The sequence below is a fragment of the Microbacterium sp. NPDC079356 genome, assembly GCF_049545465.1.
GTDB lineage: Bacteria > Actinomycetota > Actinomycetes > Actinomycetales > Microbacteriaceae > Microbacterium > Microbacterium gawkjiense.
In genome coordinates, this window is the sequence record NZ_JBMWDN010000002.1 from 744,602 (window position 1) to 769,272 (window position 24,671).

The window sequence follows — 24,671 nt, forward strand, 5'->3', positions numbered from 1 at the left end:
CTCAGTCCGTTTCTGCGTAGGAGCCGACGAGACGGACCGCGCCGCCGTCGACGCCCTTCGCGCCCTGCTCGTAGTCGCCGGCCGGCAGCGCCGCATCCGACACCGTCCCGACCTGCCAGGTGTGGATGCCCTCCGCGGAGAGGGTGGACGCGGCGGCGTCGGCGGCCTCGGCCGACACGACGGCGAGGAAGCCGATGCCGAGGTTCCAGGTGCCCTCGGTCTGCTCGAGCGACAACCCGCCGATGTCGGCGAGGACGCGGAACACGGGCGGGGGCGACCACGTGGCGCGGTCGACGTCGACCCAGGTGCCGACGGGCAACACGCGGGCGAGGTTGGCCGCGATGCCGCCGCCGGTGACGTGGCTGAGGGAGTGGACGGCGCCCGGGTGCGCGTCGATCGCGCGCAGCAGCGGCGACGTGTAGAGGCGCGTCGGCTCGAGGAGCTCCTCGCCCCACGTGCGACCGAAGTCGGCGGCGTTGTCGCCGTACCCGATGCCGGCGTTGGCGATGATGTGGCGGATCAGCGAGTAGCCGTTGGAGTGGGGACCGCTCGAGGCGAGCGCCAGCACGACATCGCCCGAACGCACCCGGTCGGCGCCGAGGACGGCATCCGCTTCGACCACTCCCGTGGCCGCTCCCGCGACGTCGTAGTCGTTGACGCCGAGCAGGCCCGGGTGCTCGGCCGTCTCGCCGCCGACGAGCGCCGTGCCGGTCGCGGCGCAGCCGTCGGCGATACCGCGGACGATGTCGGCGATGCGCTCGGGGAAGACCTTGCCCGTCGCGATGTAGTCCGTCATGAAGAGCGGCTTCGCGCCGACCACGACGATGTCGTCGACGACCATGCCGACGAGGTCCTGGCCGATCGTGTCGTGCTTGTCGAGGGCCTGCGCGATGGCGACCTTCGTGCCGACGCCGTCCGTCGAGGTCGCGAGCAGGGGCTTCGTGTACCCGAGGAGGGCCGAGGCGTCGAAGAGGCCGGCGAAACCGCCGACGCCGCCGAGCACTTCGGGGCCCTGGGTGCGACGGACGGCCGATTTCATCAACTCGACGGCGAGGTCCCCCGCCGCGGTGTCGACGCCGGCAGCGGAGTAGGGATCGGTGGGAGTCGAGGCCACCCGCACAGCCTACCGGCCCCCGGACGCCGCCTGCTTCCGCCGCGGAGGCGACGCGGAGCGGACGGGGACCACAGGCGAGCCATAGGATGGCGCCATGAGCGGGGCTGAGCGGCCCGAATGGGTGGTGCGGGAGGACGCGAGTACGACGGTGCTCGTCGCCTTGTTCGTGCGCCAGGCACTCGGCATCCGTGCTCCCGAAGAGCTGCCCCACCTGCGGGGAGCCCCCGCGGCACCGCCCGCCGGCGATGACGACGACGCCCGCCTGCTGCAGCGGCAGTGGCTCGCGTACTGGGCGACGGCGGTCGAACCGCAGGCGCACCCCTCCCCCGTGCCTCTCGATCTCGTCGACGGTTACGAGACGCTCGCCGTGCTCCCCGTCGACGGTTTCGACGAGCTGCGCGCCGCCATGGCGCCGCTCGCCGACGATGCCGTCGCCTTCGCGCGGTGGGCCGCCGATCGCTACACGATGCAGGCGCGGGCCGGATCGGCGAGCAGCTACCGGGCCTACGCGAGCGCGATCGCCGAGCACGAGCGCCGCGTCGGCCGCCGGGCGCACTCGTTCGAGCTGAACGTGCAGGTGCTGCCGCTCACGCAGCGCGGCGTCTGGTGGATCGGCTCACTGACGATCGCCGTCACCGACGGCCTGCGTGGCGACGTCGCGGCGTTCGATCCGGCGATCCAGCCGATCATCGCCGAGCTCGCCTGAGGCGGGCTCAGTCCTCGGAGCCCTCGACGCGCTCGCGCTCGATGCGCACGGTGCGGTGCTTCTTGCCGAGCACCCGGTCGAAGACGAGCGCGACGACCGCGCCGACCGCGATCCCGGCGGGCACGCACCACAGCAGCAGGAAGCCGAACACCTGGCTCTGCGAGTAGCGCGCTCCCGTGCTCTCGCTTATCGCTCCGTCGCCGAACGCGAACGTCAGGATGAGGGCGACGAGGATGCCGAGGGCCGCCCCGACGGCGAAGAAGGCCGCGAACCGCGGGGTGCGCCGCAGCTCGGCGGACTCGACGTGCGTTTCGGAGTGCTCGGCCATGCTTCCATTGTCCACCCCCGTCTCAGGGGAGCGGGTCGCCGACGGTCTCCGGCTGGGCGGCGCGGGCACTGTTGCGCTTGCGCCGCTGGACCGATCCGACGGCGAGGACGACCGTCACGGCCGTGGCGATCCCGACGACGATGAGCGGGACGAGGATGCCGGGGGCCGCGGCATCCTGCTCCTCCTCCTCGACGACCGCGGTGTCGGCGATCGTGGTGCAGTCCGCGGTCACGGTGAGATCGAGGTCCTCGAGGGTGCCCGCCCAGAGCAGGTCGGAACCGTCGGCGGTCGCGTCGGTCTGCGCGTCGACGCCGTCGAGGTTCATGGTGTCGCCCGATTCCGAGACGGCGACGGCGCGGAGGTCGACCTCGGCGAGCGCCGCTTGGGGGATCAGTTCCGTCCCCTCGGGCTGCACGTCGAACAAGAGGGTGCCCGAGCCGCCGTCGATCACGAGGGTCGGGGCGGACAGCGTCGTCTCGACGCCCGCGGCGCTCGTGTAGGCGACGGTCCCGTCGAAGCTGAGGCTGCCGGAGGGGCGGACCGGCTCGAGCACGCCGGCGCCGCCGTCGAACGTGAGGATGCCGCCCTCCGCCGAGATGGCGCCGTCGGTCCGCAGCTCATCGGCGCCGGAATCCCAGACGGCCGTCGCCTCGGAGACGACGCACGTCGGCGTCGCCGCGTTCGCGGGCGCCACGGGCGCGAGGAGGACCGCAGCCGCACCGATCAACCCGGCGACGAGGGGACGTGTGACGCTCCGGGGGTGCCGTGCCTGCATGGGGATCCTCTCCGCAGGCGATGGTACCGGGGCAGGTCAGGGCCGGAGCGGCAGCAGCCCGTCGAGGTTCGCCCGGACGCCCGACGCCCGGACGGTGCCGGCGGTGACGGCGTCGGCCCAGGCGACCCGTCCGGTTGCGAGAGCGATCCAGGTCGCGGCATCCGTCTCGATCACGTTCGGCGGGGTGCCGCGCGTGTGACGCGGTCCCTCGACGACCTGCACCGCGCCGAACGGCGGCACACGCACCTCGACGGAGTTGCCCGGCGCCTTCTCGACCAGCAGCTGCAGCAGGTAGCGGACCGCCGTCGCCGTCTCGGGACGCGTCGGGGTGCCGGCGGCGACGGCCGCGAGGGCGTCGCGTCCGTCGCCGGTGCTGATCGTGCGGGCCATGGCAGCCACCGTAACGCGCGCAGGCCGGTCGGTAGGCTGGCGGGGTGAAGATCCTGGTCCTCGGCTCGGGCGCGCGCGAGCACGCCATCATCCTCGCCCTCGCCGCCGAAGGCGCCGGGCACGAGATCTTCGCGGCCCCCGGCAACGCCGGCATCGCCGCCGACGCGAGGATCGTCCCCGGGCTCGATCAGAACGACCCCGCGGCCGTCACCGGCTACGCGAACGAGGCGGCGATCGACCTCGTCGTCATCGGCCCCGAAGCCCCCCTCGTCGCCGGCGTCGCCGACGCGCTGCGCGAGCGCGGCATCCCCGTCTTCGGTCCCGGCAAGGCCGCCGCGCAGCTCGAGGGCTCGAAGGCGTTCGCGAAGCGGATCATGGATGCCGCGGGCGTCCCGACCGGTCGCGCGGCGCGCGCGCACACCCGCGACGAGGTCGCCGCGGCGATCGACGAGTTCGGCGCCCCCTACGTCGTCAAGGCCGACGGTCTCGCCGCCGGCAAGGGCGTCATCGTCACGTCCGACCGCGACGCGGCGCTCGCGCACGCCGACACCTACTTGCCGAGCGGTCCCGTCCTGGTGGAGGAGTTCCTCGCCGGCCCCGAGGTCTCGCTCTTCTTCGTCTCCGACGGCGACAGCGTGCGGGCGCTCAGCCCTGCGCAGGACTTCAAGCGCGCGTACGACGGCGACGAGGGCCCGAACACAGGCGGGATGGGCGCCTACTCGCCGCTCCCCTGGCTCGGCGAGCGCTTCGGCGGCGAAGACGCGTTCGTCGCGCAGGTGACCGCCGAGGTGGCCGAGCCCGTCATCCGGCAGCTGGATGCCGAGGGCACCCCGTTCATCGGGCTGCTCTACGCGGGCCTCATCCTCACCGAGTCCGGCGTCAAGGTGATCGAGTTCAACGCCCGCTTCGGCGACCCCGAGACGCAGGTCGTCCTGGCGCGTCTGCGCAGCCCGCTGTCACGCCTGCTGCTGGCGGCGGCCAGCGGCACGCTCGAGTCCGAGCCGGCCCCCGAGTTCTCCCCCGAGGCCGCCGTCACCGTCGTCCTCGCGAGTGAGGGCTACCCGGAGGCGCCGCAGACCGGCCGCGCCATCGAGGGGACGGATGCCGCGGCATCCGTCGACGGCGTGCACCTGGCCCATGCCGCGACCGCCACCGCCGACGGTGCGCTCGTCGCCACCGGCGGCCGCGTGCTCAACGTCGTCGCGGTGGGCGGCGACCTCGCCGACGCGCGCGAGCGGGCGTACACCGCCCTCGAGCGCATCACCCTCGAGGGCGGGCACTACCGCCGCGACATCGCCGCCCGCGCCGCGGGTTGAACCCCGCGCGCGCCACCTCGCGCTGCGCTCAGCGCTGCGCGAGGTGCGCGGGGCGGCGCAGGAACAGCACGAGCACGACGCCGAGCGCGATCACGGCAGCGGGCAGGAGCATCGCCTGAGCCATCGCGGCGGAGAACCCCCCGGCGACGACGGGAGGCATCCCGCCACCGCCGCCGAAGTCCCCGCCCGTCGCGTCGCCGGCACCCGGCAGGTTCGCCTCGAGGCGCGACTGCATGACGGAGGCGATGGCCGCGGAACCGATGACCGACCCGATCGTCCGGGTCGTGTTGTAGATGCCGGACCCGGCACCCGCCTGCTGCGGCGGCAGGTTGCGCGTCGCGGTCGTCGCGAGCGGTCCCCACATACCCGCGTTGGCGACACCGATGACCGCCGACGGGATCAGCAGCAGGAGGATCGGCGCCTCGGTGTTCATGAGCAGGGAGTACCCGACGAGCCCCGCAGCCATCAGCGTCAGTCCGGGGACCAGCAGCACGCGGGGGTCGACGCGGTCGAGGATGCGGCCCGCGAAGGGGGCGAGCACACCCGAGAGCACCGCCATCGGGATGAGGAGCAGTGCCGACTCGGTCGGCGTCAGCCCGCGCGCGAGCTGGGTGAAGAACGCCATCGGCAGCGCCATGCTCGTCACGGTGAAGCCGACGGCGGCGATCGCGAGGTTGGAGATCGCGAAATCGCGGTCGCGGAAGAGCTGGAGCGGCACGAGCGGCTCGCTCTTCGTGCGGCCCTGCGTCCAGATGAAGACCGCAAGGACGACGACGCCGGCGGCGATCATCGCCCACACCCACGCGGCCCAGTCGTAGTGCTCGCCCTCCTGCAGGCCGAAGACGATGAGGAAGAGGGCGACCGCACTCAGCACGACGCCGAGGACGTCGAACCGGTGCGGGTGCGTCTCGAGCTGCGGCACGAGCCGCCACGCGAGCACGAAGGCGACGACGCCCACGGGGATGTTCACGAAGAAGATCCACTCCCACCCGAAGCCGTCGACGAGCAGGCCGCCCGCAAGCGGACCGACGAGGGTGGCGACACCGGCGGTCGCGCCCCACAGGCCCATCGCGGCGCCGCGGCGCTCGGCGGGGAAGGTCCGGGTGATGACCGCCATCGTCTGCGGCGTCATCAACGCGGCGCCGAGGCCCTGCGCGGCGCGCGCGATGATCAGGGCCATGAGCGAGCCCGACAGTCCGCACGCGAGCGACGCGAGAGTGAAGATCGCGAGGCCGATCAGGTACATGTTCTTGGGGCCGAACCGGTCGCCGAGACGGCCGGTGACCAGCAGCGGCACGGCGTAGGTCAGCAGGTAGGCGGACGTGACCCACACGACGTTGTCGAGGTTGCTCGTGGTCGGGTCGAGGGCCGCCTTGATGGCGGGGTTCGCGACCGAGACGATCGTCGTGTCGACGAGGATCATGAAGAACCCGATGACGAGCGCCCAGAGGGCAGGCCAGGGGTTCGTGGGGGCGGCGGGTGCGCCCGGGGCGCGGACGGTGGACGTGCTCTCGCTCATGCGCGTGCGGCTTCTCTCTGTGCCAGATAGCGGTCGGTGGCGGGGATGTCGACGACACCCCACACGGTGTCGGGACGACGGATGAACTCGACCGCTTCGTCGAGCCAGGCGATGTCGGCGTCGAGGAGCGCCGCCTGGCGGTGCACCTCGATGAGGAACTGGGGGTGCGATCCGTGCGCGATCGCGCGATCGCGGGCGGTCCGATGGGCGTCCAGGGATGCCGCGAGCAGCTCCCGACGCTGGGCGAGGAGCGCGAGCACCTCGTCGCGGGGGAGGTTGTGCGCTTCGGTCAGGGCGATGCGGAAGCGGCCCGGGTCGTCGACCGACACGAGCTCGCGGCGGATCCATGCGAGGAGGTCGGCGGCACCGGCATCCGTCAACGCGTACGTCGTGCGCTCGGGACGGTTGCCGTCGCGGTCGCTGCGGACCTCGACGATGCGACCCTGCCGTTCGAGGCGGGCCACCGTGTGGTAGATCGTGCCGTGGGTGAGGGCGATCAGCCGGTCGGCGCGGCGCTCGCGCAGCAGGCGCACCATCTCGTACGCGTGCATGTCGTCCTCGTGCAGCAGCGCGAGGAGCATGACGGCGGTCGGCGTGAGCATCGCCGTGCCGTGCGCCATGGAGCCTCCCGGTGAATTAGTCCATGTGGACTATATGCCGGTCCGACGACACCGGGATCACTGGTCGGGACGCAGCACCGCCCACGCGCGCGACACCTCGTCGCCCGTCATCGAGATCTGCACGCCGACCATCCGGTCGACACGGATCCCGGTCGTCCGACCCGGCCCGCTGCACCCCTGCGTGAGGGCGATGGGCCCGGAGAAGTTCACGGGAGGGTCGTCCTCGCCCACGGCCGGCGACAGGGACAGCGTGATGGTGGCGTCCCGCGGGACGCAGTCGAAGTCGAGCACGTAGTCCTGGTCCCTCACCGCACTGCTCGACACGCTCACGACCGTCACGGGGTCGACGCCGACGGCATCGCTCTCGAACACCAGGCGCGAGGCCTCGAGCGGGTCCTGCTCGGGGACGGCGTACGAGGGGTCCACCGATTCTTCGGATTCGGGCGTCGAAGTGGGGGTCGGGGTCGGCGCGGCCTCGGCCGACCTGGTCGGGGACGACGACGGCGTCGGCGCGGCGTCATCGACCGCGGCCGTCGAGACGCAGCCGCTCAGTCCGAGCGACACCGCGAGGGCGGTCAGGGCGAGCAGGGGGCGACGCATCCCGTCACGGTACGCGCTCCGCGCGCCCGACATAATGGGCTGGTGACGGATGCCGCGACCCCCCTGCCCGGATGGACCCACGTGTACTCGGGCAAGGTCCGCGACCTCTACCGGCCCTCCGACGGCGCCGATGACGGCCGACTGCTCGTGGTCGCCAGCGACCGTGTCAGCGCGTTCGACCACGTGCTCGAGCCGGCGATCCCCGGCAAGGGCGCCCTCCTCACCGCGCTGTCGCTGTGGTGGTTCGAGCAGCTCGCCGGTGCCGACGGCGGCCGCGCGATCGCCAACCACCTCCTCCCCGGCCAGACGCCGCCGGCCGCGACCGACGGGCGGGGCATGGTCGTCCGTTCGCTCGACATGCTGCCGGTCGAGTGCGTCGTCCGCGGCTACCTGACCGGCTCGGGATGGGTCGAGTACCAGGCCGACGGCACGGTCTGCGGCATCCCCCTCCCCACCGGCCTCGGCAACGGCGACCGCCTGCCGGAACCGATCTTCACCCCCGCCTACAAGGCGCCGCTCGGCGAGCACGACGAGAACATCTCGTTCGAGCGCACCGTCGAGCTCGTCGGCGTCGAGCGCGCGGGGGAGCTGCGCGATGCGTCGCTCGAGATCTACCGGCGCGCCGCCGCCCTCGCCGAGGCGAAGGGGCTGATCCTCGCCGACACGAAGTTCGAGTTCGGACTCGACGCCGACGGCGTCCTCACCCTCGCCGACGAGGTGCTCACGAGCGATTCGTCGCGGTACTGGGATGCCGAGACCTGGCGCACCGCCGAGACCCCCGCCGCGCGCATGGCGAGCTTCGACAAGCAGATCGTGCGCGACTGGCTGGCGGCGCATTGGGCCCACGCGCCCGGAGGCTCGGCGCAGCGCAATAGCGATGCGTCGAGTGGGCGTGGGGAGGACAAGCAGGGCACGCCGCCCGTCGTCCCCGACGAGATCGTCGCCCAGACGGCGGCGAAGTACCGCGAGCTCCTCGAGCGCCTCACGTCCTGACGGCGTCGCTCCCACGCACTCAGCCGACTCCCAGGTAGCCTGACGCCAGGCATCCCCCCATCACCCGAGGAGTACGCGCATGCCCATCTGGACCCTCCACGGCGACGGCCGTCGCGTCGCCCCCGGTGCCGTCGTCACCCCCCGCGAGCGCCTCGGCTGGGGCACCACGATCGCCATCGGCGCCCAGCACGTCGTCGCGATGTTCGGCGCCACCTTCCTCGTGCCCCTGCTCACCGGGTTCCCCGTCAGCACGACGCTGCTCTTCTCGGGCCTCGGCACCCTCCTCTTCCTGCTCCTCACCCGGAACCGCCTCCCCAGCTACCTCGGGTCGTCGTTCGCGTTCATCGCGCCGATCACCGCCTTCGGGCCGGGCGAGGGCAAGCCGCTCGACAGCCCCGAGCAGATCGGGCAGGCGCTCGTCGGTGTGTTCGTCGCCGGCCTCCTGCTCGCCGGCATCGGCTTCCTCGTGCAGGCGACGGGGACGCGCTGGCTCGAGAAGCTCATGCCGCCGGTCGTGTCGGGAGCGATCGTCGCTCTCATCGGCCTGAACCTGGCACCCGCCGCCTGGAACAACTTCACGACCGACGCCGTGCTCGCGACGATCACGCTCGTCGCGAGCGTCCTGTTCGCGGTGCTGTTCCGCGGCATCCTCGGGCGCGTCTCGATCTTCCTCGGTGTCGTCGTCGGCTACATCGCGGCGCTGATCATGGGCCGCGTCGACTTCACCGGTGTGGCGAAGCTCATCGAGGACCGCGCGTGGTTCGGGTTGCCCGCCTTCCACCTGCCGTCCTTCGGCGACCCGATCGCGTGGGGCCTGCTCCCGATGTTCCTGCCGGTGGTGCTGGTGCTCGTGGCCGAGAACGTCGGACACGTCCGCGGCGTCGCGACCATGACCGGCGACCCCACCGTCAACACGCGGACCGGTCGCGCCCTCGTCGCCGACGGACTCGCGACGACCCTCGCCGGCGCGTTCGGCGGCTCGGGCACGACGACCTACGGCGAGAACATCGGCGTCATGGCGGCCACCCGCATCTACTCCACGGCCGCGTACTGGGTGGCGGGCATCATCGCGGTGCTGCTGTCGTTCTCACCCGTCGTGGGCGCCGTGCTCTTCACGATCCCGAGCGGCGTGATCGGCGGCGTGACGACCGCCCTCTACGGCCTCATCGGCGTCATCGGCATCAAGATCTGGGTCGACAACCAGGTCGACTTCTCCCGCCCGGTCAACCAGTACACGGTCGCGGTCGCCTTCGTCATCGCGATCGCGAACTTCACGATGGACCTCGGCCAGCTGCAGTTCGGCGGCATCGTCCTCGGCACCCTCGCCGCGCTCGCGATCTACCACGGCGGCAACGCCATCGCCCGGGCGCGCAAGACGGGGGCGGATGACGGGGGCCCGATCGTCCCGATCGGTCAGCTGGGCGGCGACCCGGACTGAGTTCCGGCGCCGCGCGCGTGGGAACAAACGGGAAGCGGCGGCGTTACCGATTCATGTGAATACGCCTACGCCGGACCGTCTCGCGCCCGCGACCTCGATGGGCGCGGTGACGCTCCTGGTCGGAGACCTCGACGGGATGACCCGGTTCTACCGCGACGTCATCACACTGCAGGTGCTCGATGCGGAGGGCGACACGGTGACGCTCGGTCGCGCGAACCGCCCGATCGTCGTGCTCCGAGCCGAACCGTCGCTGCGCCACGCCCCCGCAGGTTCCGCGGGACTGTTCCACACCGCGATCCTCTTCGAATCGCAGACGGCGCTCGCGGCGGCCCTGTACTCCCTCGCACGCCATGCGCCCCAGACCTTCACGGGCAGCGCCGACCACCTCGTGAGCCAGGCCTTCTACGCCACCGACCCCGAGGGCAACGGCATCGAGCTCTACTGGGACCGCGACCGGAGCGCCTGGTCGTGGACGCACGGACGGGTGGAGATGGCGACGCTCTTCCTCGACCCGAACGCCTTCATCCGCGAGCACCTGACCGACGCCGCCGCAGCGGGCGCGACCGCCGACGACGCGGCATCCGTCGGTCACGTCCACCTGTCGGTGGGGGATGTCGGGACCGCCCGCTCCTTCTACGTCGACACCCTCGGGTTCGACGTCACGGCGGAGCTCAGCGGTTCCGCCCTGTTCGTGAGTGCGGGCGGCTACCACCACCACATGGCGATGAACGTCTGGAACTCGCGCGGCGCGGGGCCGCGCATGCCGGCGCTCGGTCTCGGCCGCGTCGACCTCGCCCTGCCCGACCGCGACGGTCTCGGCGAACTGAGCGAACGCCTGCGGCACCACGGCGTGCAGGCGGCCGACGACGGTCGGACGGTGACCTTCACCGACCCGTGGCGCAACACGCTGCACGCGACCGCCGTCGCGTGAGCCGCGTCAGGCGGACTCGCGGACGATCAGCTGGGTGTCGAGCAGGGTCTCGCGCGGCGGGTATCCGCCCGACAAGAGGGTGAGGAGGATGTCCGCCATCACCTCGCCCTGCTCGAGCGACGGCTGACGCACCGTCGTCAACGCGGGCGAGACCGACGTGGCGACGGGGGAATCGTCGTAGCCGACGATCGCGACGTCCTCGGGGACGCCGATGCCGGCGCGCGTCAGCTCGGTCAGGACGGCCCCCGCCATCAGGTCGCTCGCGACGAACAGTCCGTCGAACTCGGCACCCGACCGGAGGATCCGCGTGACCGCGGCAGCACCGCCCGCGGCGGTGAAGTCCCCGTCCTCGACCGCGACGGGCGACAGGCCCGCGGCGTCCAGCGCCTCGTGGAATCCTGTCAGCCGGTCGATGCCGCCCGGCATCGTCGTCGGACCTGTGACCATGGCGAGCCTGCGCCGACCCCGGTCGAGAAGATGCTGCGTCGCGACACGGCCGCCCTCGACGTTGTCCACGTCGACGTAGAAGTCGCGTTCGCGCCGGCGCACGGGTCGCCCGCCGAACACGACGGGCATGGCCGCCGCGATGCGGTCGATGAAAGCGTCGCTCGTGTGGTGGGACACGATGATCGCGCCGTCGACCGCACCGCTGCGGAGGTACTCGGTCGCTTTGTCGTTCGGATCGTCGCTGGCGATGATCAGGTTCAGGACGTAGTCGGACTTCGAGATCCGCTTGTTGATGCCGCTGACGATCGCCGCGAAGAAGGGGTCGCCGAAGAACCGCGTCGTGTCCTCCGGGACGACGAGCGCGATGGCCATCGTCGCGCGGCTGGCGAGGGACCGCGCGGCGCGGTTGGGAACGTAGTTGAGCTCATCGATCGCGCGGCGGACGGCGGCGAGCGCGGCGGGGCTGACGGCGGTCGAACCGTTCACGACGCGCGAGACCGTGGAGCGGGACACCCCCGCCGCCGAGGCGACCTCTTCGATCGTCACCGGGGGGTGGAGGACATCGGACACGGTCACCTCGCGGAGTGCAGTCATTCCATCGCTCGGGCAGCGATGACCCGACGATACTCCAGCGCGCTGTCTTTGAACGCCCGCTCCTGAGTGGCGTAATCGACCCGGATGAGACCGAACCGCTTGTCGTACCCCCACGCCCACTCGAAGTTGTCCATGAGCGACCAGTAGAAGTAGCCGCGGACGTCGACGCCGGCGTCGGCAGCATCCAGGATCGCCGCGAGGTGACCGCGCAGGAACCCGACCCGGTCCGCGTCGTGCACCCGCACGGTGCCGTCGTCCACGACCGCCTCGTCGTCGTAGGCCGCGCCGTTCTCGGTCACGAACAGCGCCGTCCCGGCATCCTTCGCGTACTCGTCCCAGACCCGCTCGAGCAGCACCGTCAACGCCTCGGGTTGCACCTCCCAGTGCATCGCCGTCCGGGGCAGACCGCGCTCGTACCAGTGGATGCCGTCGCCCGCCGGCCACGGCGACCCCACCGCGCGGTCGGTCGGGGCATCGCCGGGCAGCGGAGGGTCTGCGGGGGCCGTGCCGCCGACGAACTCGCCGTGGTAGTAGTTGACGCCCAGCACGTCGAGCCGCCGGGAGATGGTGTCGAGGTCGCCGGGCAGCACCGCCGCCTCGAAGCGCGCGACCGCGTCCGCGTCGACGGCGCGGATGTCGGCGACGATGTCCTCCGGGTAGCCGCCGCGGAAGATCGGGTCGAGGAACCAGCGGTTGAACTGCCCGTCGATCCGGCGCGCGGCATCCACGTCTTCGGGTCTGGCGGGGTCCGCCGCCTCGGCGACCGTCAGGTTCAGGGTGATGCCGAGGTTCAGCGCGGGGTCGCGACGGCGCAGCTCCTCGACGACGAGACCGTGTCCGCGCAGCAGGTGGTGGGATGCCAGCATCCCGTCGGCGATGCTGAACCGGCCGGGCGCGTGGATGCCGCCGGTGTAGCTGAGGAACGACGAGCACCAGGGCTCGTTGAGCGTCGTCCAGTCCGTCACGCGGTCGCCGAGTGCGTCGTGGACCGACAGGGCGTATTCGGCGAACCGCTCGCTGGTCTCGCGCGCCGTCCACCCGCCCCGCTCCTCGAGCGCCTGCGGCAGGTCCCAGTGGTACAGCGTGAGCCAGGGACGGATGCCGGCACCCAGCAGCTCGTCGACGAGACGCTCGTAGAAGTCGATACCCTTCGGGTTCACCGCGCCGCCGTCGGGGCGCACGCGCGACCACGACGTGGAGAACCGGTAGGTGTCGAGGCCCAGCTCCTCCATGAGCGCGACGTCGCCGCGGTAGCGGTGGTAGTGGTCGCACGCGACGTCGCCGTTGTCGGCGTTGATGACGGCCCCCGGCACCCGGCTGAAGGCGTCCCAGATCGACGCGGTGCGACCGTCCTCGAAGGCGGCGCCCTCGATCTGGTAGGCGGCGGTCGCCGCACCGAAGAGGAAGCCGGTCGGGAAGGGGCGGATGCGGGGGGCGGGCACGGGGGCAGAGTACTCCTGCGCGAGGACGTTCACCGGATGACCGTCAGCCCTTGACCGCGCCGGCCATGATGCCGCTGATGAGCTGCTTGCCCGCGACCACGAAGAGCACCAGGAGCGGGAGCGTCGCCAGGATCGCGCCCGTCAGGACGATCGAGTAGTCGACGTAGTAGCCCGACTGCAGCTGGCTGAGCGCCGTCTGCAGCGTCGGGCTCTGCGGCTTGAGCACCAGCAGGGGCCACAGGAAGTCGGTCCATGCCGTCATGAACGTGAACAGGCCGAGGATCGCCATGGCCGGTCGCGCCGCCGGCACACCCACCGTGAGGAAGGTGCGGAACTGCCCCGCGCCGTCGACGCGGGCGGCCTCGATGAGCTCGTCGGGGATGACGTCCACGAGGTACTGCCGCATGAAGAAGACACCGAACGCCGTGACGAGGGTCGGGATGATGACGGCCCCGATGCTGCCGGTCCAGCCCAGCTCGCGCATCAGCATGAACAGCGGGATGATGCCGAGCTGCGTGGGGATCGCCATCGTCGCGACGACGAAGACCATGAGGCCGTCGCGGCCCTTGAACCGCAGCTTCGCGAACGCGTAGCCCGCGAGGGTGGAGAACGACACGACCGAGACCGTGATGATCGACGAGATGAGGACCGAGTTACCCAGGGCGACCCAGAACGGGATGGCGTCGAGGACCTTCATGGCGTTCGCCAGGAAGTTGCCGCCCGGGATGAGCGGAAGCGTCTCCGCCCGCGTGGCGTTGGTGCCGCTGCCGACGACGAACGACCACCACATCGGGTAGACGCTGCCGATGACGAACGCGGTCAGCAGTCCGTAGGTCAGGAAGCCGGGGCGGCTGCCGATGCCGGCCGGCCCGCTCTCGCGGGGACGTCGACGGCCGCCACGGCGCGGACGCTCGGGCTCGACGACGTCGACCTGCTGGACGGGCAGCGGTGCCGGGATCGCGGTGGTCATCGGGTACCTTTCGTGGAGTCGGAACGACGCGCGCGGCGCGCCTTGCGGTCGGCACGCTCCGCGCCGCCGGCGATGCCGCGCGAGACCAGGAAGTTGATGAGGCCGATCCCGACGATGAGGACGAACAGGAGGATGGCGACGGCCGAGCCTTCGCCGAGATCGCGGCGGAAGAACGCCAGCTCCCAGAGGTAGAGGACCGTCGTCTGGAACTGCCGGTCGCTCCCGCCGGTGCCGCCGGCGGTCGACACGTCGAACAGCCGGGGCTCCGCGAAGATCTGCAGACCGCCGATCGTCGCGGTGATGATGACGAAGATGAGCGTTGGTCGGATCGAGGGGATCGTGATCGAGAAGAACCGACGCGCGGGCCCTGCACCGTCGATGGCGGCGGACTCGTACAGGTCGCGCGGCACCGCCTGCATCGCCGCGAGGAGGATGAGGGCGTTGTATCCCGTCCACCGGAAGTTGACCATCGTGGCGATCGCGATATGGCTGAGGAACGTGTCGTGCTTCCACTCCTGGTCGGGGATGCCGACGAGGTTCAGCACGTTGTTGACGAGGCCGTCGGCCTCGTTGAAGGCGCTGGAGAAGATGAGCGCCGTGGCGACGGGGGTGACCACGAAGGGGATGAGCACGCTCATCCGCCAGAAGGTCGGCGCACGCAAGCCGCGGTCGAGGAGGTAGGCCACCAGGAGCGCCACGGAGAGCTGCGGGATCGCCGAGAGCAGGAAGATGCTCAGGGTGTTGCCGATGGACTTCCAGAAGGAGTCGTCCTGGAGGACGCTCACGAAGTTGCCCGCACCGACGAACTCGTCCTGACCGCTCAGCAGATCCCAGTCGAACAACGAGACGTTGACCGTGTACAGCAGCGGGAAAAGACCCACGAGTCCGAAGAGCAGGAAGAAGGGGGCGATGTAGGCGTACGGCGAACCGCGGTACGCGAACCGCGACAGGCGCTGACGTGCGGTGAGGCGCGGCGGTCGAGCCGCGACGTCGGCCTGGGCCTCCGGGCGCACGCGAGGCGGCGGCGAAGCGGTGGTGGTCATGGTGTCCTCTCGTGTGCGCCGGGATGGTGCACGGGTCACCGGCGATGCCGGTGACCCGTGCGGGAGGTCCTAGTCGGACTCGACCTGCTTGGCCAGCTCCGCGAGGGCTTTGTCCCACGCGCCGGCGGTGTCGACCTCGCCCCGGTCCAGCGCGCTCAGCGCGGGCCCGAAGACGTTCTCCTGGATGACCGAGTCGTCCGGTCCCTTGTACTGGGCGACGACACCCTTCGCACGCTCGGCGAGGATCGCGCCGGTCGGGGCGTCGTTGAAGAACTCGTTGGGCGTCGCGTCGCTCGCGAGGCTCTCCTGCGCCTCGATGGTCGACGGGAAGTTGCCCGCAGCCGCCGACTGCTTGACCTGCTGCTCGGGCTGCGTCAGCCAGTCGGCGAGCTTCGCCGCGGCTTCCTTGTGCTCCGAGGTCTCGGAGACTGACAGCCACGCGCCGCCCCAGTTGGCTGCGCCGCCGGGGAAGACATCCGCGAAGTCCCACCCGGTGGAGGCGTCCCCGCCCGCGCCCTCGACGCGCTCCTGAACGACACCCAGCATCCATCCCGGGCAGACGAAGGTCGCGAACGTCCCGTCGACGAACGACTTGTTGCCGTTCCAGTCCCACGCCGCCTGCGCGGCGGACTGGCCACCCTCGGTGGCGGCGCCGAGGAGCTCGAAGCGCCGCTTGAGCTCGGCGTTGCCTTCGACGTTCAACGTCCCGTCGGCGGTGTAGTAGCCCTCGTCGAGCTGGTTGACCATGGCGTTCCAGACGAAGCCGGAGTGGTCGTACCACCCCTTGCCGGTGTCGTCGGTGTACTTCTGGCCGATCTCGAAGTAGTTCTCCCAGTCGCCGTCGAGCAGCTCGGCGACGCTCTCGCGGTCGGTCGGCAGGCCAGCCGCCTCGAACGCCGGGGCGTTGTAGCAGATGCCGCTCGGGCCGATGTCGGTGCCGTAGCCGATGACACGACCGTCGGGTGCCGTGGCCGTCTCGTACTTCCAATCGACCCAGTCGGCCTTGCGGTCCTCGATGCCGTAGTCGCGCAGGTCGGCGAAGTTCTCGACGACGCCCTCCTCCATGATCGCGCCGAGCCAGCCCTCCTCGATCGCCACGATGTCGGAGAGCCCGCCGGCGCCGATCTTGGTGAAGAGGTCGGTGCGCGCGTTGCCGCCGGTGTCGATGTTGGTGGCTTCGATCTTCACGCCCGGGTTGGCCTCTTCGTACTCCTTGTAGAGGTCCTCGTAGCCGAAGGTGCCGAAGGTCGTGATGGTGAGGGTGACGTCGTCGCCGCCACCGCCGCTGCCGGTGCCGCCGGTACCGCCGGCCGAGCAGCCGGCCAGGACGAGAGCGGACGATGCGGCCGCGCCGGCGATGATTCCGACGCGTCGCAGAACGCGTGAGTTCACAGGACACTCCTTTGTGGTGTGGACGAGAGCCAGGTGCCGTACTCCGTCTTTGGGAGCGCTCTCATCGGGTTGTGGGAGACGTTATGGGATCGCTCCCACAGCTGTCAAGGGAGCGCTCCCACGGCGGGAGTCACGGTTTGGTCACGGACGGCCGCGGTGGAGCGCAACGGCGGCGCGGCGCGGGCTCTAGACTGGTCGCGCACCCTGCCCGCGACATCCCGGAGCTTTCTGATGCCCACCATCGTCGTCGACGTCATGCCCAAGGCCGAGCTCCTGGACCCGCAGGGGAAGGCCGTCGCCGGCGCCCTGCAGCGCCTCGGTCACGCCGGATTCGGCGACGTCCGCATCGGCAAGCGGTTCGAGCTCACGGTCGACAGCGCCGACGAGCAGACCCTCGCCGCCGTCAAGACCATCGCCGACGAGATCCTGTCGAACTCGGTCATCGAGGACGTCGTGGGCATCGAGGTCGTCGAGTGACCGTCCGCGTCGGGGTCATCACCTTCCCCGGCTCGCTCGACGACGGCGACGCGCGCCGCGCCGTGCGTCTCGCCGGCGCCGAGCCCGTCGCCCTCTGGCACGGCTCGCACGATCTCGACGGCGTCGACGCCCTCGTCCTGCCGGGCGGGTTCAGCTACGGCGACTACCTGCGCGCCGGCGCGATCGCCGCGCTCGCGCCGATCATGTCCGAGGTGAAGGATGCCGCGGCGAAGGGCATGCCCGTCCTCGGCATCTGCAACGGCTTCCAGATGCTCGTGGAGGCGCACCTGCTGCCGGGCGGACTGATCCGCAACGCCCACCAGCAGTTCATCCGCCGCGACCAGCGGCTCGTCGTCGAGAACGCCGACACCGCGTGGACGAACGAGTTCCGCCGCGGGCAGGAGATCGTCATCCCGCTCAAGAACGCCGACGGCGGCTACATCGCCTCCGACGAGACGCTCAAGCGGATCCAGGGCGAGAACCTCGTCGCGTTCCGCTACGCCGGCGTCAACCCGAACGGGTCGATCGACGACATCGCGGGCCTGACGAACGAGCGCGGCAACGTCGTGGGTCTCATGCCCCACCCCGAGCACGCGATCGAGCCGGGCTTCGGTCCCGACACCCCCGCCGCGATGCGATCGGGCGTCGACGGTCTGCGCTTCTTCACCGCGGCGGTCTCCGCGGTCGTGCACTCCGCCGCCTGAGCCGTCAGACGGTCCCCACCGGGGGCCAGACGCCGATGATCACGGCCATGACGAGGACCGTGACGAGCTCGTGCCCGAGGTTCATCACCGTGAGCGAGGACGGCCGCCCCTCGAAGGCGTCACGCGTGATGAACGGGATGCCGTGAACCCCGCCCACAGCAGGATGCCGGTCACGATCGCCGACCACAGGTACGACCCCTCGTAGAAGTGCCAGGCGATGCTCGTCGCCCCCGCGAGGACCCACGCCGACGCGAAACTGACGAACACCGTCACGACGATGGCGACGGTGGCCGTGGCGGCCGGGCGGTCCATGTCGACACCGGTCAGACGGGCCCATCGCGTGCCGAAGACCTTGGGGGCGTACCAGATCGATTCGACGATCATCGTCGAGACGGTCGCGAGGATGACGCTCCAGTAGTTGATCTCAGGAATCACGACGATCTCCGGGTCGGAACGAGGACGGGCGGGCTGTTGGGGCGACAGTAGCGCCACCCCGCCGGAATGCGGTGGAGAGCCGCCGCCGCGCGCCCGGCGGTAGCCTCGGCACATGGCTTCGATCAGCGTCAGCGTGCCCACCGAACGCCTCGCCGAGGATCTCGCCGACATCGACGGCGCGGACGTGTTCGTCTGGAAGATGAATGCCGCCGCCCCCCGCCCGCGCATCGACATCGTGGTCCCGCCCTACATGGCCTCCGGCAGCCCCCTCCCCTGGCTCGAGGGTGTCGAGGTCGGACTCGTCCAGGGTCAGTCGATCGGCTACGAGGGCATCGCGGAGCGTCTGCCCGCCGGCGTGGTGTTCGCCAACGCGACGACGGTGCACGAGGCATCCACGGCGGAGCTCGCCGTCGCGCTGACCCTCACGGCGCAGCGCGGCATCGACCGCTTCGTCCGTGCACAGGACGCCCGCGAGTGGCGCCCGTTCCAGGCGACGGGCCTCGCCGACCGCCGCGTGATGGTGCTCGGCTACGGCGGGGTCGGCAAAGCCGTCGCCGCCCGACTCGCCCCGTTCGAGGTGGACCTCGTCGCGGTCGCCTCGACCGCGCGCGACGAGGACGGCGTGCACGTCCACGCCGTCGACGAGCTGCCCGGGCTGCTGCCCGGCGTGGACATCGTCGTCGTCACGCTCCCCGGCGGCGAGGAGACCCGGCACATCGTCGGCGACGCGTTCCTGTCGGCGCTGCCCGAGGGTGCACTGGTGGTGAACGTCGGCCGCGGGTCGCTCATCGACACGGATGCTCTCGTCGCCCACGCGCGCACTCGCGGCATCCGTGCGGCCCTCGACGTCACCGAGCCCGAACCGCTCCCCGCCGACCACCCACTCTGGACGCTCGACGGCGTCGTCATCGCCCCGCACGTCGGGGGCGCGACCGACGCGATGCACCCGCGGGTGGTGCGTCTGCTGCGCCGGCAGATCAGCCACCTGCTGGCGGGCGAGGAGCCCGAGAACGTGGTGATCCGGACCTGAGCGCTCCGCTCAGACGGTGAAGACGCTGTGCACGTCGCCGCAGACGGTGCGGCCCTGCAGGGCGGTGAGCTCCATCAGCACCGAGGTGCCCGCGAGCGTGTAGCCGAACTGCTCGAGCAGCTGCTGCCCGGCGCGCAGCGTCCCCCCGGTGGCGAGCACGTCGTCGACGAGCAGGACGCGGGCGCCGGCGGTGAGGTCGTCGGTCATCTCGATCGTCGCGCTGCCGTACTCGAGGTCGTAGCTGACCGATCCCGCCGGACGCGGCAGCTTGCCCGCCTTGCGGATCGGTGCGAGGCCGGTGCCCGACGCGACCGCGATCGCCCCGGCGAGCAGGAACCCGCGCGCCTCGACGCCGGCGACGACGTCGAACGAGCCGACGTACGGCTCGGCCATGGCCATCGCGATCGTGCGGAGGGCCGCGGCATCCGCCAACAGCGGCGAGATGTCACGGAAGAGGATGCCGGGTTCGGGGAAGTCGGGGATCGTCGCGATGAGCGATTCGGCTCGGGCGAGGGCGTCGGGATTCACTGGGTCGAGGTTACTCGCCTCGCCTGACGACAACGGATACCGGGTGCGCAAGCGCTTGCGCTAGGCTGGCGCGCATGACTTCGACCCCCGTCTCGACCGTCACCTCGACGCTGGCCCCGATCGGCGAGAGCCGCCCCGGCGCCGAGTGGTGGCGCACCGCCGTGATCTACCAGATCTACCCCCGCTCCTTCGCGGACGCCTCGGGCGACGGCATCGGCGATCTGCCCGGCATCACCGCGCACCTCGACGACCTCGCGTCGCTCGGCGTCGACGCCGTCTGGCTGAGCCCGTTCTTCACCTCTCCGCAGAAGGACGCCGGCTACGACGTCGCCGACTACCGCGACGTCGACCCGCTCTTCGGCACCCTCGACGACTTCGACGACATGCTCGAGGCGGCTCACGCCCGCGGCATCCGCGTCATCATCGACCTCGTCCCCAACCACTCGTCCGACGCGCACGTCTGGTTCCAGCAGGCCCTCGCCGCTGCGCCCGGCAGCCGCGAGCGCGCGCGCTACATGTTCCGCGACGGCACCGGCGAGAACGGCGAACTGCCCCCCAACAACTGGGAGTCCGTCTTCGGCGGGCCGGCCTGGACCCGGGTCCCCGACGGCCAGTGGTACCTGCACCTGTTCGACAGCTCGCAGCCCGACTTCGACTGGGACAACCCCGAGGTGCGCGCCGAGTTCGAGACGACGCTGCGCTTCTGGCTCGACCGCGGCGTCGACGGCTTCCGCGTCGACGTGGCGCACGGTCTGATCAAGGCCGACGGCCTGCCCGACTACACGCCCCCGGCCGAGGCCGACTCGATGGGCGGCGCCGAGCCGGTTCCCTACTGGGGTCAGGACGGCGTGCACGAGGTGTGGCGCGAATGGCACCGCGTCCTCGACGAGTACGAGGGCGACCGCGCGCTGTGCGCCGAGGCGTGGCTGCCGACGGTCGACGAAACGGCGAAGTGGGTGCGCCCGGACGAGATGCACCAGGCGTTCAACTTCCCCTACGCGATGAGCGAGTGGGATGCCGCGCAGCTGCGCGTCGTCATCAGCGAGTCGCTGCGGGCCTTCCCCGCCGTGGGCGCGCCGGCCACCTGGGTCCTCTCGAACCACGACGTCATCCGCCACGCGACCCGCCTCGCGATGGCGGGTCACCCGCAGGGGCACGGCGTGGGGCCGGCGACCCCCGGCAAGCCCGACCCCGCGGCGGGCCTCCGTCGTGCCCGCGCGGCGACCGCGCTGATGCTCGCCCTGCCGGGCTCGGCCTACCTGTACCAGGGCGAGGAGCTCGGCCTCCCCGAGGCGATGGAGCTGCCCGACGACGCCCGTCAGGACCCGACCTGGTTCCGCACCGACGGCGAGCGCTACGGCCGTGACGGATGCCGCGTCCCGCTGCCCTGGACCGCGGATGACGGCGCCTTCGGGTTCAGCCCGACCGGCGAGAGCTGGCTGCCGCAGCCGGCCGAGTGGAAGGCGCTCGCCCGCGACGTGCAGGAGGACCAGCCCGAGTCGACGCTGTGGCTGTACCGCACGCTGCTCGCCACCCGTCGCGCGCACGACCTCGGCTCGGGCGCGCTCGAGTGGCTCGACGGCTACGGCGACGACGTCATCGCGTTCCGCAACGGCGACGTCACCGTCATCGCGAACGTCGGGTCGACGCCGGTCGCCCTGCCGAAGGGCACCCTGCTCATCGAGAGCGACGCGTTCCTCGGTCGCGAACTGCCCGCCGACACCACCGTGTGGATCGCCGCGGAGTGACGTGACCGGGATCGACGACGTCGCCCGCGCAGCCGGCGTGTCGGCGGCGACCGTCTCCCGCGCACTCAGCGGGCGCGGGCGCATCTCGGATGCGACCCGCGCCCGCGTGCGCGCCGCCGCCGCCGACCTCGGCTACGTCGTCTCGGCCGCGGCATCCGCTCTCGCGACGGGCCGCGCGGCGAACATCGGCGTCGTGGTGCCGCTGCTGGACCGCTGGTTCTTCGCGAACGTGCTCGACGGGATCGCCAGCCGGCTCACCCCGCGCGGGTACGACATGACGCTGTACAGCATGAGCACGGACCGCGCGCAGCGCGACGGGGTGCTGGACGTGTCGTTGCGCCGCGGGCGCGTGGACGGACTGATCGTGCTGTCGCTCACGCTCGCCGACGACGAGGTCGACCGGCTGCTGGCCCTGGACCTGCCGGTCGTGGGGCTCGGCTCCACCAACCGGCGACTGCCCGCGTTGCGGATCGACGACGTCGCCGTCGCGCGCCTCGCGACCGAACACCTCCTGGCGCTCGGGCACCGCCGGATCGCGCACCTCGGCGCCGGGTACCCGGGAGACCCGGGCCTGGACATCCCGTCCCTGCGCCGCCACGGGTTCGATGCGGCGATGGCGGATGCCGGCATCCGCGACGCGCGCTTCGTCGCCACCGACTTCACGATCGACGGCGGCTACCGCGCCGCTCGCGCCCTGCTGCAGGAGGCGGAGCCGCCGACGGCGATCTTCGCGGCATCCGACGAACTGGCGTTCGGTGCGCTCTTCGCGGCGCGGGACGAGGGCCGGGACGTCCCGTGGGACCTCTCGGTGATCGGCGTCGACGGTCACGAGATGAGCGACTTCTTCGGCCTCACGACGATCGCCCAGTTCCCGCACGAGCAGGGCGAACGGGCGGCGGACGCGGTCCTGGCGGCCGTGGACGGACGCACCGAACTGGGGGAGCTCTCGTTCCGGCTCGTCGAACGCACCTCGACGAGCGCCCCGCATGGAGGACTCGCTGAGGTATCGGGGTCTCCCGCGCCGTAGGCTCGAAGGTATGCCCCTCGATCTCGAAGCGATCTACACCGATCTGCACCGGCATCCGGAACTCTCGTTCCAGGAGACCCGGACGGCCGGCGTCATCACGCGCGAGCTCGCGGCGCTCGGCCTCGAGTACGAGGAGGGCGTCGGCCGCACGGGTGTCGTCACGGCCGTCCGCAGCGGCGACGGCCCCGTTGTCTGGCTGCGCGCCGACATGGACGGCCTCCCCGTCGCCGAGCAGACCGGACTCCCCTACGCCAGCACCGCCCGCGGCGTCGACCCGGCGGGGCAGGACGTACCCGTCATGCACGCGTGCGGACACGACATGCACGTGACCGCGCTGCTGGGGGCACTCGAGAAGCTGCAGGCGACCCGCGGCGAATGGTCGGGCACCGTCGTCGCCGTCTTCCAGCCCGCCGAGGAGTACGGCGCCGGCGCGCAGGCGATGATCGCCGACGGCGTCTTCGACCGGTACCCGAAGCCCGACATCGTCCTCGGTCAGCACCTGACCCCGCTGCCGGCGGGGACGATCGGTGTGCGTCCGGGCACGCAGATGGCGGCATCCGACGGCATCACCGTCACCCTGCACGGCCGCGGCGGACACGGCTCGCGCCCGCACGCCACGATCGACCCCGTCGTCATGGCGGCGGCCACCGTCATGCGCCTGCAGACGGTCGTCTCGCGCGAGGTCGACCCGCGCGAGATGGCGGTCGTGACCGTCGGCTCGATCCACGCGGGCCTGAAGAACAACATCATCCCCGCTGAGGCGACCCTCGAGCTCAGCCTGCGCTACCCCAACGACGAGGCGCGCGCCGACATCCTCGCGCGCGTCGAACGCGTCGTCCGCGCCGAGGCGGCGGCTTCCGGTGCCGAACAGGAACCCACGATCTCAACCCTCCATTCCCTCCCGCCGACGATCAACGACGCCGACGCGACCGCGCGTCTGACCGCCGCGCTCGACCGCGCGTTCGGCGAGGGCACGGTCGTTGACCCCGGCATGTTCACCGGCAGCGAGGACGTCTCGTGGTTCGCCCGCGAGTCCGGCGCCCCGCTCGTCTACTGGTTCTGGGGCGGTGTCGACCCGCAGCAGTACGCGGATGCCGCCGCTGCCGGCACGATCTCGCGCGACATCCCGACGAACCACTCCCCCTTCTTCGCCCCCGTGCTGCACCCGACCATCGAGCGCGGCGTCGACGCCCTGACCGTCGCCGCGCGGGAGTTCCTCTCGTGAGCAACGACGACTGGCTGCCTTTCGCCCCCCTCGACCCGCAGGAGCACCGCGAGCCGGAGCGCCCCGAGAACCCGAACCGGGTCCCGATGATCCTCGGCGCCATCGCCGGTGTGCTGCTCGTGGCGGTGATCGTCGTGGTCAGCGCCTACCTGCTGCGCGCGACCGAGCCGACGACGGCGGCACCGCCCGCAGCGAGTTCACCGGCCGCGCCGCAGCCCGCGCCCTCGACGCCGCAGGAGCAGCCGCAGCCGTCCGAGACGCCCACGCCCGAGCCGCCGGCGGCGGCTTCGACGATCGCGCTGACCGGATCGGGCTTCACGATCACGTCCGAGGACGGCGAGTTCACGCACCGATGGGCGGATGACGCGGCCCCCGCGATCGCTGCGCTCACCGAAGCGTTCGGCACGGCGCCGGAGGAGGACTTCGTCAACGGCGACGCCGAGAACTGGGCCTACGACATCTACGTGTGGCCCGGCTTCCGCCTCTACGACGTCTTCCTCGGTGACGGCGGACGCTCGCGCAGCGAGGTGCCGGCGCCGACCTGGGTCACCGTCGGTGCCGGTCTGCCGGCCGACGTGCAGGTCACGAACGAGTTCGGCGTCGCGGTGGGCGACACCATCGACCAGGCCCGCAGCAAGGGGCCGTTCGACGAGTTCGCCCTCACGAACGGGCGCCTCCGCCTGACCTACGGCGAGGGCCGCGGCACGTTCTACAACAACGGCGAGCGCGTGTTCAGCGCCTTCGTCGAGTCGGACGAGTCCGCGCAGAAGGTCGCGACGATCACGTACACGTTCCGCGCCCGCGGTCAGTGACCGTCGCCGCGCGCGGAGTCTGACCGCGAGAGCTGTCCGGTCATGCCTGGAGCCCAGGGACGGCGCG

Annotated in this window: 25 protein-coding genes and 1 pseudogene; 12 read left to right on the forward strand and 14 right to left on the reverse strand. The window is 71.5% G+C overall.

All coding sequences use genetic code 11. From position 1 onward, the window contains the following. Window position 1: 1 nt before the first annotated feature. Window positions 2-1,120, reverse strand: coding sequence for a phosphoribosylformylglycinamidine cyclo-ligase (purM, locus tag ACPEH0_RS08300; RefSeq protein ID WP_308210392.1), 1,119 nt, complete (start codon window positions 1,118-1,120; stop codon window positions 2-4). 88 nt (window positions 1,121-1,208) lie between these two features. Between purM and ACPEH0_RS08305 the strand changes: the two genes are divergently transcribed. Next, window positions 1,209-1,820, forward strand: a complete 612-nt coding sequence (locus ACPEH0_RS08305) for a zinc-binding alcohol dehydrogenase (RefSeq protein WP_366213465.1) — start codon at window positions 1,209-1,211, stop codon at window positions 1,818-1,820. A 7-nt stretch (window positions 1,821-1,827) separates the two neighbouring features. Here ACPEH0_RS08305 and ACPEH0_RS08310 read toward each other — a convergent pair whose 3' ends face one another. From ACPEH0_RS08310 to ACPEH0_RS08320, 3 genes are read right to left on the reverse strand one after another with little or no spacing between them, the layout of a single operon-like run. Further along, window positions 1,828-2,148, reverse strand: coding sequence for a hypothetical protein (locus tag ACPEH0_RS08310; RefSeq protein WP_064003507.1), 321 nt, complete (start codon window positions 2,146-2,148; stop codon window positions 1,828-1,830). A 22-nt stretch (window positions 2,149-2,170) separates the two neighbouring features. Continuing rightward, window positions 2,171-2,923, reverse strand: a complete 753-nt coding sequence (locus ACPEH0_RS08315; RefSeq protein WP_366213464.1) for an HtaA domain-containing protein — start codon at window positions 2,921-2,923, stop codon at window positions 2,171-2,173. A 36-nt stretch (window positions 2,924-2,959) separates the two neighbouring features. Continuing rightward, entirely contained in the window at window positions 2,960-3,313 is a 354-nt protein-coding gene (locus tag ACPEH0_RS08320) for a sterol carrier family protein (protein ID WP_366213462.1), read from the reverse strand. Window positions 3,314-3,357: 44 nt separating this feature from the next. On the opposite strand from ACPEH0_RS08320, the gene purD reads away from it, so the two are divergent. After that, window positions 3,358-4,629: a phosphoribosylamine--glycine ligase gene (purD, locus tag ACPEH0_RS08325; RefSeq protein WP_366213460.1), complete on the forward strand. Its 1,272-nt coding sequence runs from the start codon at window positions 3,358-3,360 to the stop codon at window positions 4,627-4,629. 28 nt (window positions 4,630-4,657) lie between these two features. Here the strand turns inward: purD and ACPEH0_RS08330 are convergent, their stop codons facing one another. The 3 genes from ACPEH0_RS08330 to ACPEH0_RS08340 are packed head-to-tail and all read right to left on the reverse strand — an operon-like array spanning window position 4,658 to window position 7,368. Beyond that, window positions 4,658-6,148 carry a DHA2 family efflux MFS transporter permease subunit gene (locus ACPEH0_RS08330; protein ID WP_217529065.1) on the reverse strand — a complete coding sequence of 497 codons (1,491 nt, stop codon included), beginning with the start codon at window positions 6,146-6,148 and terminating at the stop codon, window positions 4,658-4,660. After that, window positions 6,145-6,768, reverse strand: coding sequence for a PadR family transcriptional regulator (locus ACPEH0_RS08335; RefSeq protein WP_366213458.1), 624 nt, complete (start codon window positions 6,766-6,768; stop codon window positions 6,145-6,147). The genes ACPEH0_RS08330 and ACPEH0_RS08335 overlap by 4 nt, the downstream gene beginning before the upstream one ends. A gap of 57 nt (window positions 6,769-6,825) precedes the next feature. Then, a complete protein-coding gene (locus ACPEH0_RS08340; protein ID WP_366213457.1) occupies window positions 6,826-7,368 on the reverse strand; it encodes a hypothetical protein in 543 nt (180 codons plus the stop codon). 42 nt (window positions 7,369-7,410) lie between these two features. On the opposite strand from ACPEH0_RS08340, the gene ACPEH0_RS08345 reads away from it, so the two are divergent. From ACPEH0_RS08345 to ACPEH0_RS08355, 3 genes are all read left to right on the forward strand, one after another. Continuing rightward, a complete protein-coding gene (locus ACPEH0_RS08345) occupies window positions 7,411-8,361 on the forward strand; it encodes a phosphoribosylaminoimidazolesuccinocarboxamide synthase (protein ID WP_366213455.1) in 951 nt (316 codons plus the stop codon). A 79-nt stretch (window positions 8,362-8,440) separates the two neighbouring features. Then, the gene (locus tag ACPEH0_RS08350) at window positions 8,441-9,799 is read left to right on the forward strand and encodes a uracil-xanthine permease family protein (RefSeq protein WP_217529057.1); all 1,359 of its coding nucleotides are present in this window, start codon (window positions 8,441-8,443) and stop codon (window positions 9,797-9,799) included. 97 nt (window positions 9,800-9,896) lie between these two features. Further along, window positions 9,897-10,730 carry a VOC family protein gene (locus ACPEH0_RS08355; RefSeq protein ID WP_366213955.1) on the forward strand — a complete coding sequence of 278 codons (834 nt, stop codon included), beginning with the start codon at window positions 9,897-9,899 and terminating at the stop codon, window positions 10,728-10,730. A gap of 6 nt (window positions 10,731-10,736) precedes the next feature. On the opposite strand, the gene ACPEH0_RS08360 is transcribed toward ACPEH0_RS08355, so the two are convergent. The 5 genes from ACPEH0_RS08360 to ACPEH0_RS08380 all read right to left on the reverse strand — a co-directional run bounded on the left by ACPEH0_RS08360 (window position 10,737) and on the right by ACPEH0_RS08380 (window position 16,618). Beyond that, on the reverse strand, window positions 10,737-11,771 hold the full coding sequence (locus tag ACPEH0_RS08360) for a LacI family DNA-binding transcriptional regulator (protein WP_366213453.1): 1,035 nt from the start codon (window positions 11,769-11,771) through the stop codon (window positions 10,737-10,739). Further along, window positions 11,768-13,213 (reverse strand): GH1 family beta-glucosidase, encoded by a 1,446-nt coding sequence (locus ACPEH0_RS08365; protein ID WP_423719438.1) that lies wholly within the window; start codon window positions 13,211-13,213, stop codon window positions 11,768-11,770. The genes ACPEH0_RS08360 and ACPEH0_RS08365 overlap by 4 nt, the downstream gene beginning before the upstream one ends. Before the next feature lie 43 nt (window positions 13,214-13,256). Continuing rightward, complete coding sequence (locus tag ACPEH0_RS08370; RefSeq protein ID WP_064003494.1) at window positions 13,257-14,183, reverse strand: carbohydrate ABC transporter permease; 927 nt, start codon at window positions 14,181-14,183, stop codon at window positions 13,257-13,259. Further along, window positions 14,180-15,226, reverse strand: coding sequence for a carbohydrate ABC transporter permease (locus tag ACPEH0_RS08375; RefSeq protein WP_217529053.1), 1,047 nt, complete (start codon window positions 15,224-15,226; stop codon window positions 14,180-14,182). The genes ACPEH0_RS08370 and ACPEH0_RS08375 overlap by 4 nt, the downstream gene beginning before the upstream one ends. Window positions 15,227-15,295: 69 nt before the next feature. Continuing rightward, the gene (locus ACPEH0_RS08380) at window positions 15,296-16,618 is read right to left on the reverse strand and encodes an ABC transporter substrate-binding protein (RefSeq protein ID WP_366213450.1); all 1,323 of its coding nucleotides are present in this window, start codon (window positions 16,616-16,618) and stop codon (window positions 15,296-15,298) included. A 231-nt stretch (window positions 16,619-16,849) separates the two neighbouring features. Here ACPEH0_RS08380 and purS point away from each other — a divergent pair, with 231 nt between their 5' ends. Together purS and purQ are read left to right on the forward strand one after the other, a co-directional pair. Next, a complete protein-coding gene (gene purS, locus ACPEH0_RS08385) occupies window positions 16,850-17,095 on the forward strand; it encodes a phosphoribosylformylglycinamidine synthase subunit PurS (RefSeq protein WP_064003491.1) in 246 nt (81 codons plus the stop codon). Then, window positions 17,092-17,799 carry a phosphoribosylformylglycinamidine synthase subunit PurQ gene (purQ, locus tag ACPEH0_RS08390; RefSeq protein WP_064003490.1) on the forward strand — a complete coding sequence of 236 codons (708 nt, stop codon included), beginning with the start codon at window positions 17,092-17,094 and terminating at the stop codon, window positions 17,797-17,799. The genes purS and purQ overlap by 4 nt, the downstream gene beginning before the upstream one ends. 4 nt (window positions 17,800-17,803) lie before the next feature. Here purQ and ACPEH0_RS08395 read toward each other — a convergent pair. After that, window positions 17,804-18,234: pseudogene (locus ACPEH0_RS08395) on the reverse strand (DUF1761 domain-containing protein). A gap of 112 nt (window positions 18,235-18,346) precedes the next feature. On the opposite strand from ACPEH0_RS08395, the gene ACPEH0_RS08400 reads away from it, so the two are divergent. Then, complete coding sequence (locus ACPEH0_RS08400) at window positions 18,347-19,264, forward strand: 2-hydroxyacid dehydrogenase (RefSeq protein WP_366213449.1); 918 nt, start codon at window positions 18,347-18,349, stop codon at window positions 19,262-19,264. 9 nt (window positions 19,265-19,273) lie between these two features. Here ACPEH0_RS08400 and ACPEH0_RS08405 read toward each other — a convergent pair whose 3' ends face one another. Further along, window positions 19,274-19,792 carry an adenine phosphoribosyltransferase gene (locus ACPEH0_RS08405; protein WP_366213447.1) on the reverse strand — a complete coding sequence of 173 codons (519 nt, stop codon included), beginning with the start codon at window positions 19,790-19,792 and terminating at the stop codon, window positions 19,274-19,276. 74 nt (window positions 19,793-19,866) lie between these two features. Between ACPEH0_RS08405 and ACPEH0_RS08410 the strand changes: the two genes are divergently transcribed. From ACPEH0_RS08410 to ACPEH0_RS08425, 4 genes are read left to right on the forward strand one after another with little or no spacing between them, the layout of a single operon-like run. Continuing rightward, window positions 19,867-21,540 (forward strand): alpha-amylase family glycosyl hydrolase, encoded by a 1,674-nt coding sequence (locus tag ACPEH0_RS08410; protein ID WP_423719439.1) that lies wholly within the window; start codon window positions 19,867-19,869, stop codon window positions 21,538-21,540. 1 nt (window position 21,541) lies between these two features. Continuing rightward, a complete protein-coding gene (locus ACPEH0_RS08415) occupies window positions 21,542-22,567 on the forward strand; it encodes a LacI family DNA-binding transcriptional regulator (RefSeq protein ID WP_366213445.1) in 1,026 nt (341 codons plus the stop codon). A 10-nt stretch (window positions 22,568-22,577) separates the two neighbouring features. Continuing rightward, on the forward strand, window positions 22,578-23,792 hold the full coding sequence (locus tag ACPEH0_RS08420; protein ID WP_217529042.1) for an amidohydrolase: 1,215 nt from the start codon (window positions 22,578-22,580) through the stop codon (window positions 23,790-23,792). Continuing rightward, window positions 23,789-24,604 carry a hypothetical protein gene (locus ACPEH0_RS08425; RefSeq protein WP_366213443.1) on the forward strand — a complete coding sequence of 272 codons (816 nt, stop codon included), beginning with the start codon at window positions 23,789-23,791 and terminating at the stop codon, window positions 24,602-24,604. The genes ACPEH0_RS08420 and ACPEH0_RS08425 overlap by 4 nt, the downstream gene beginning before the upstream one ends. Window positions 24,605-24,671 lie beyond the last annotated feature (67 nt).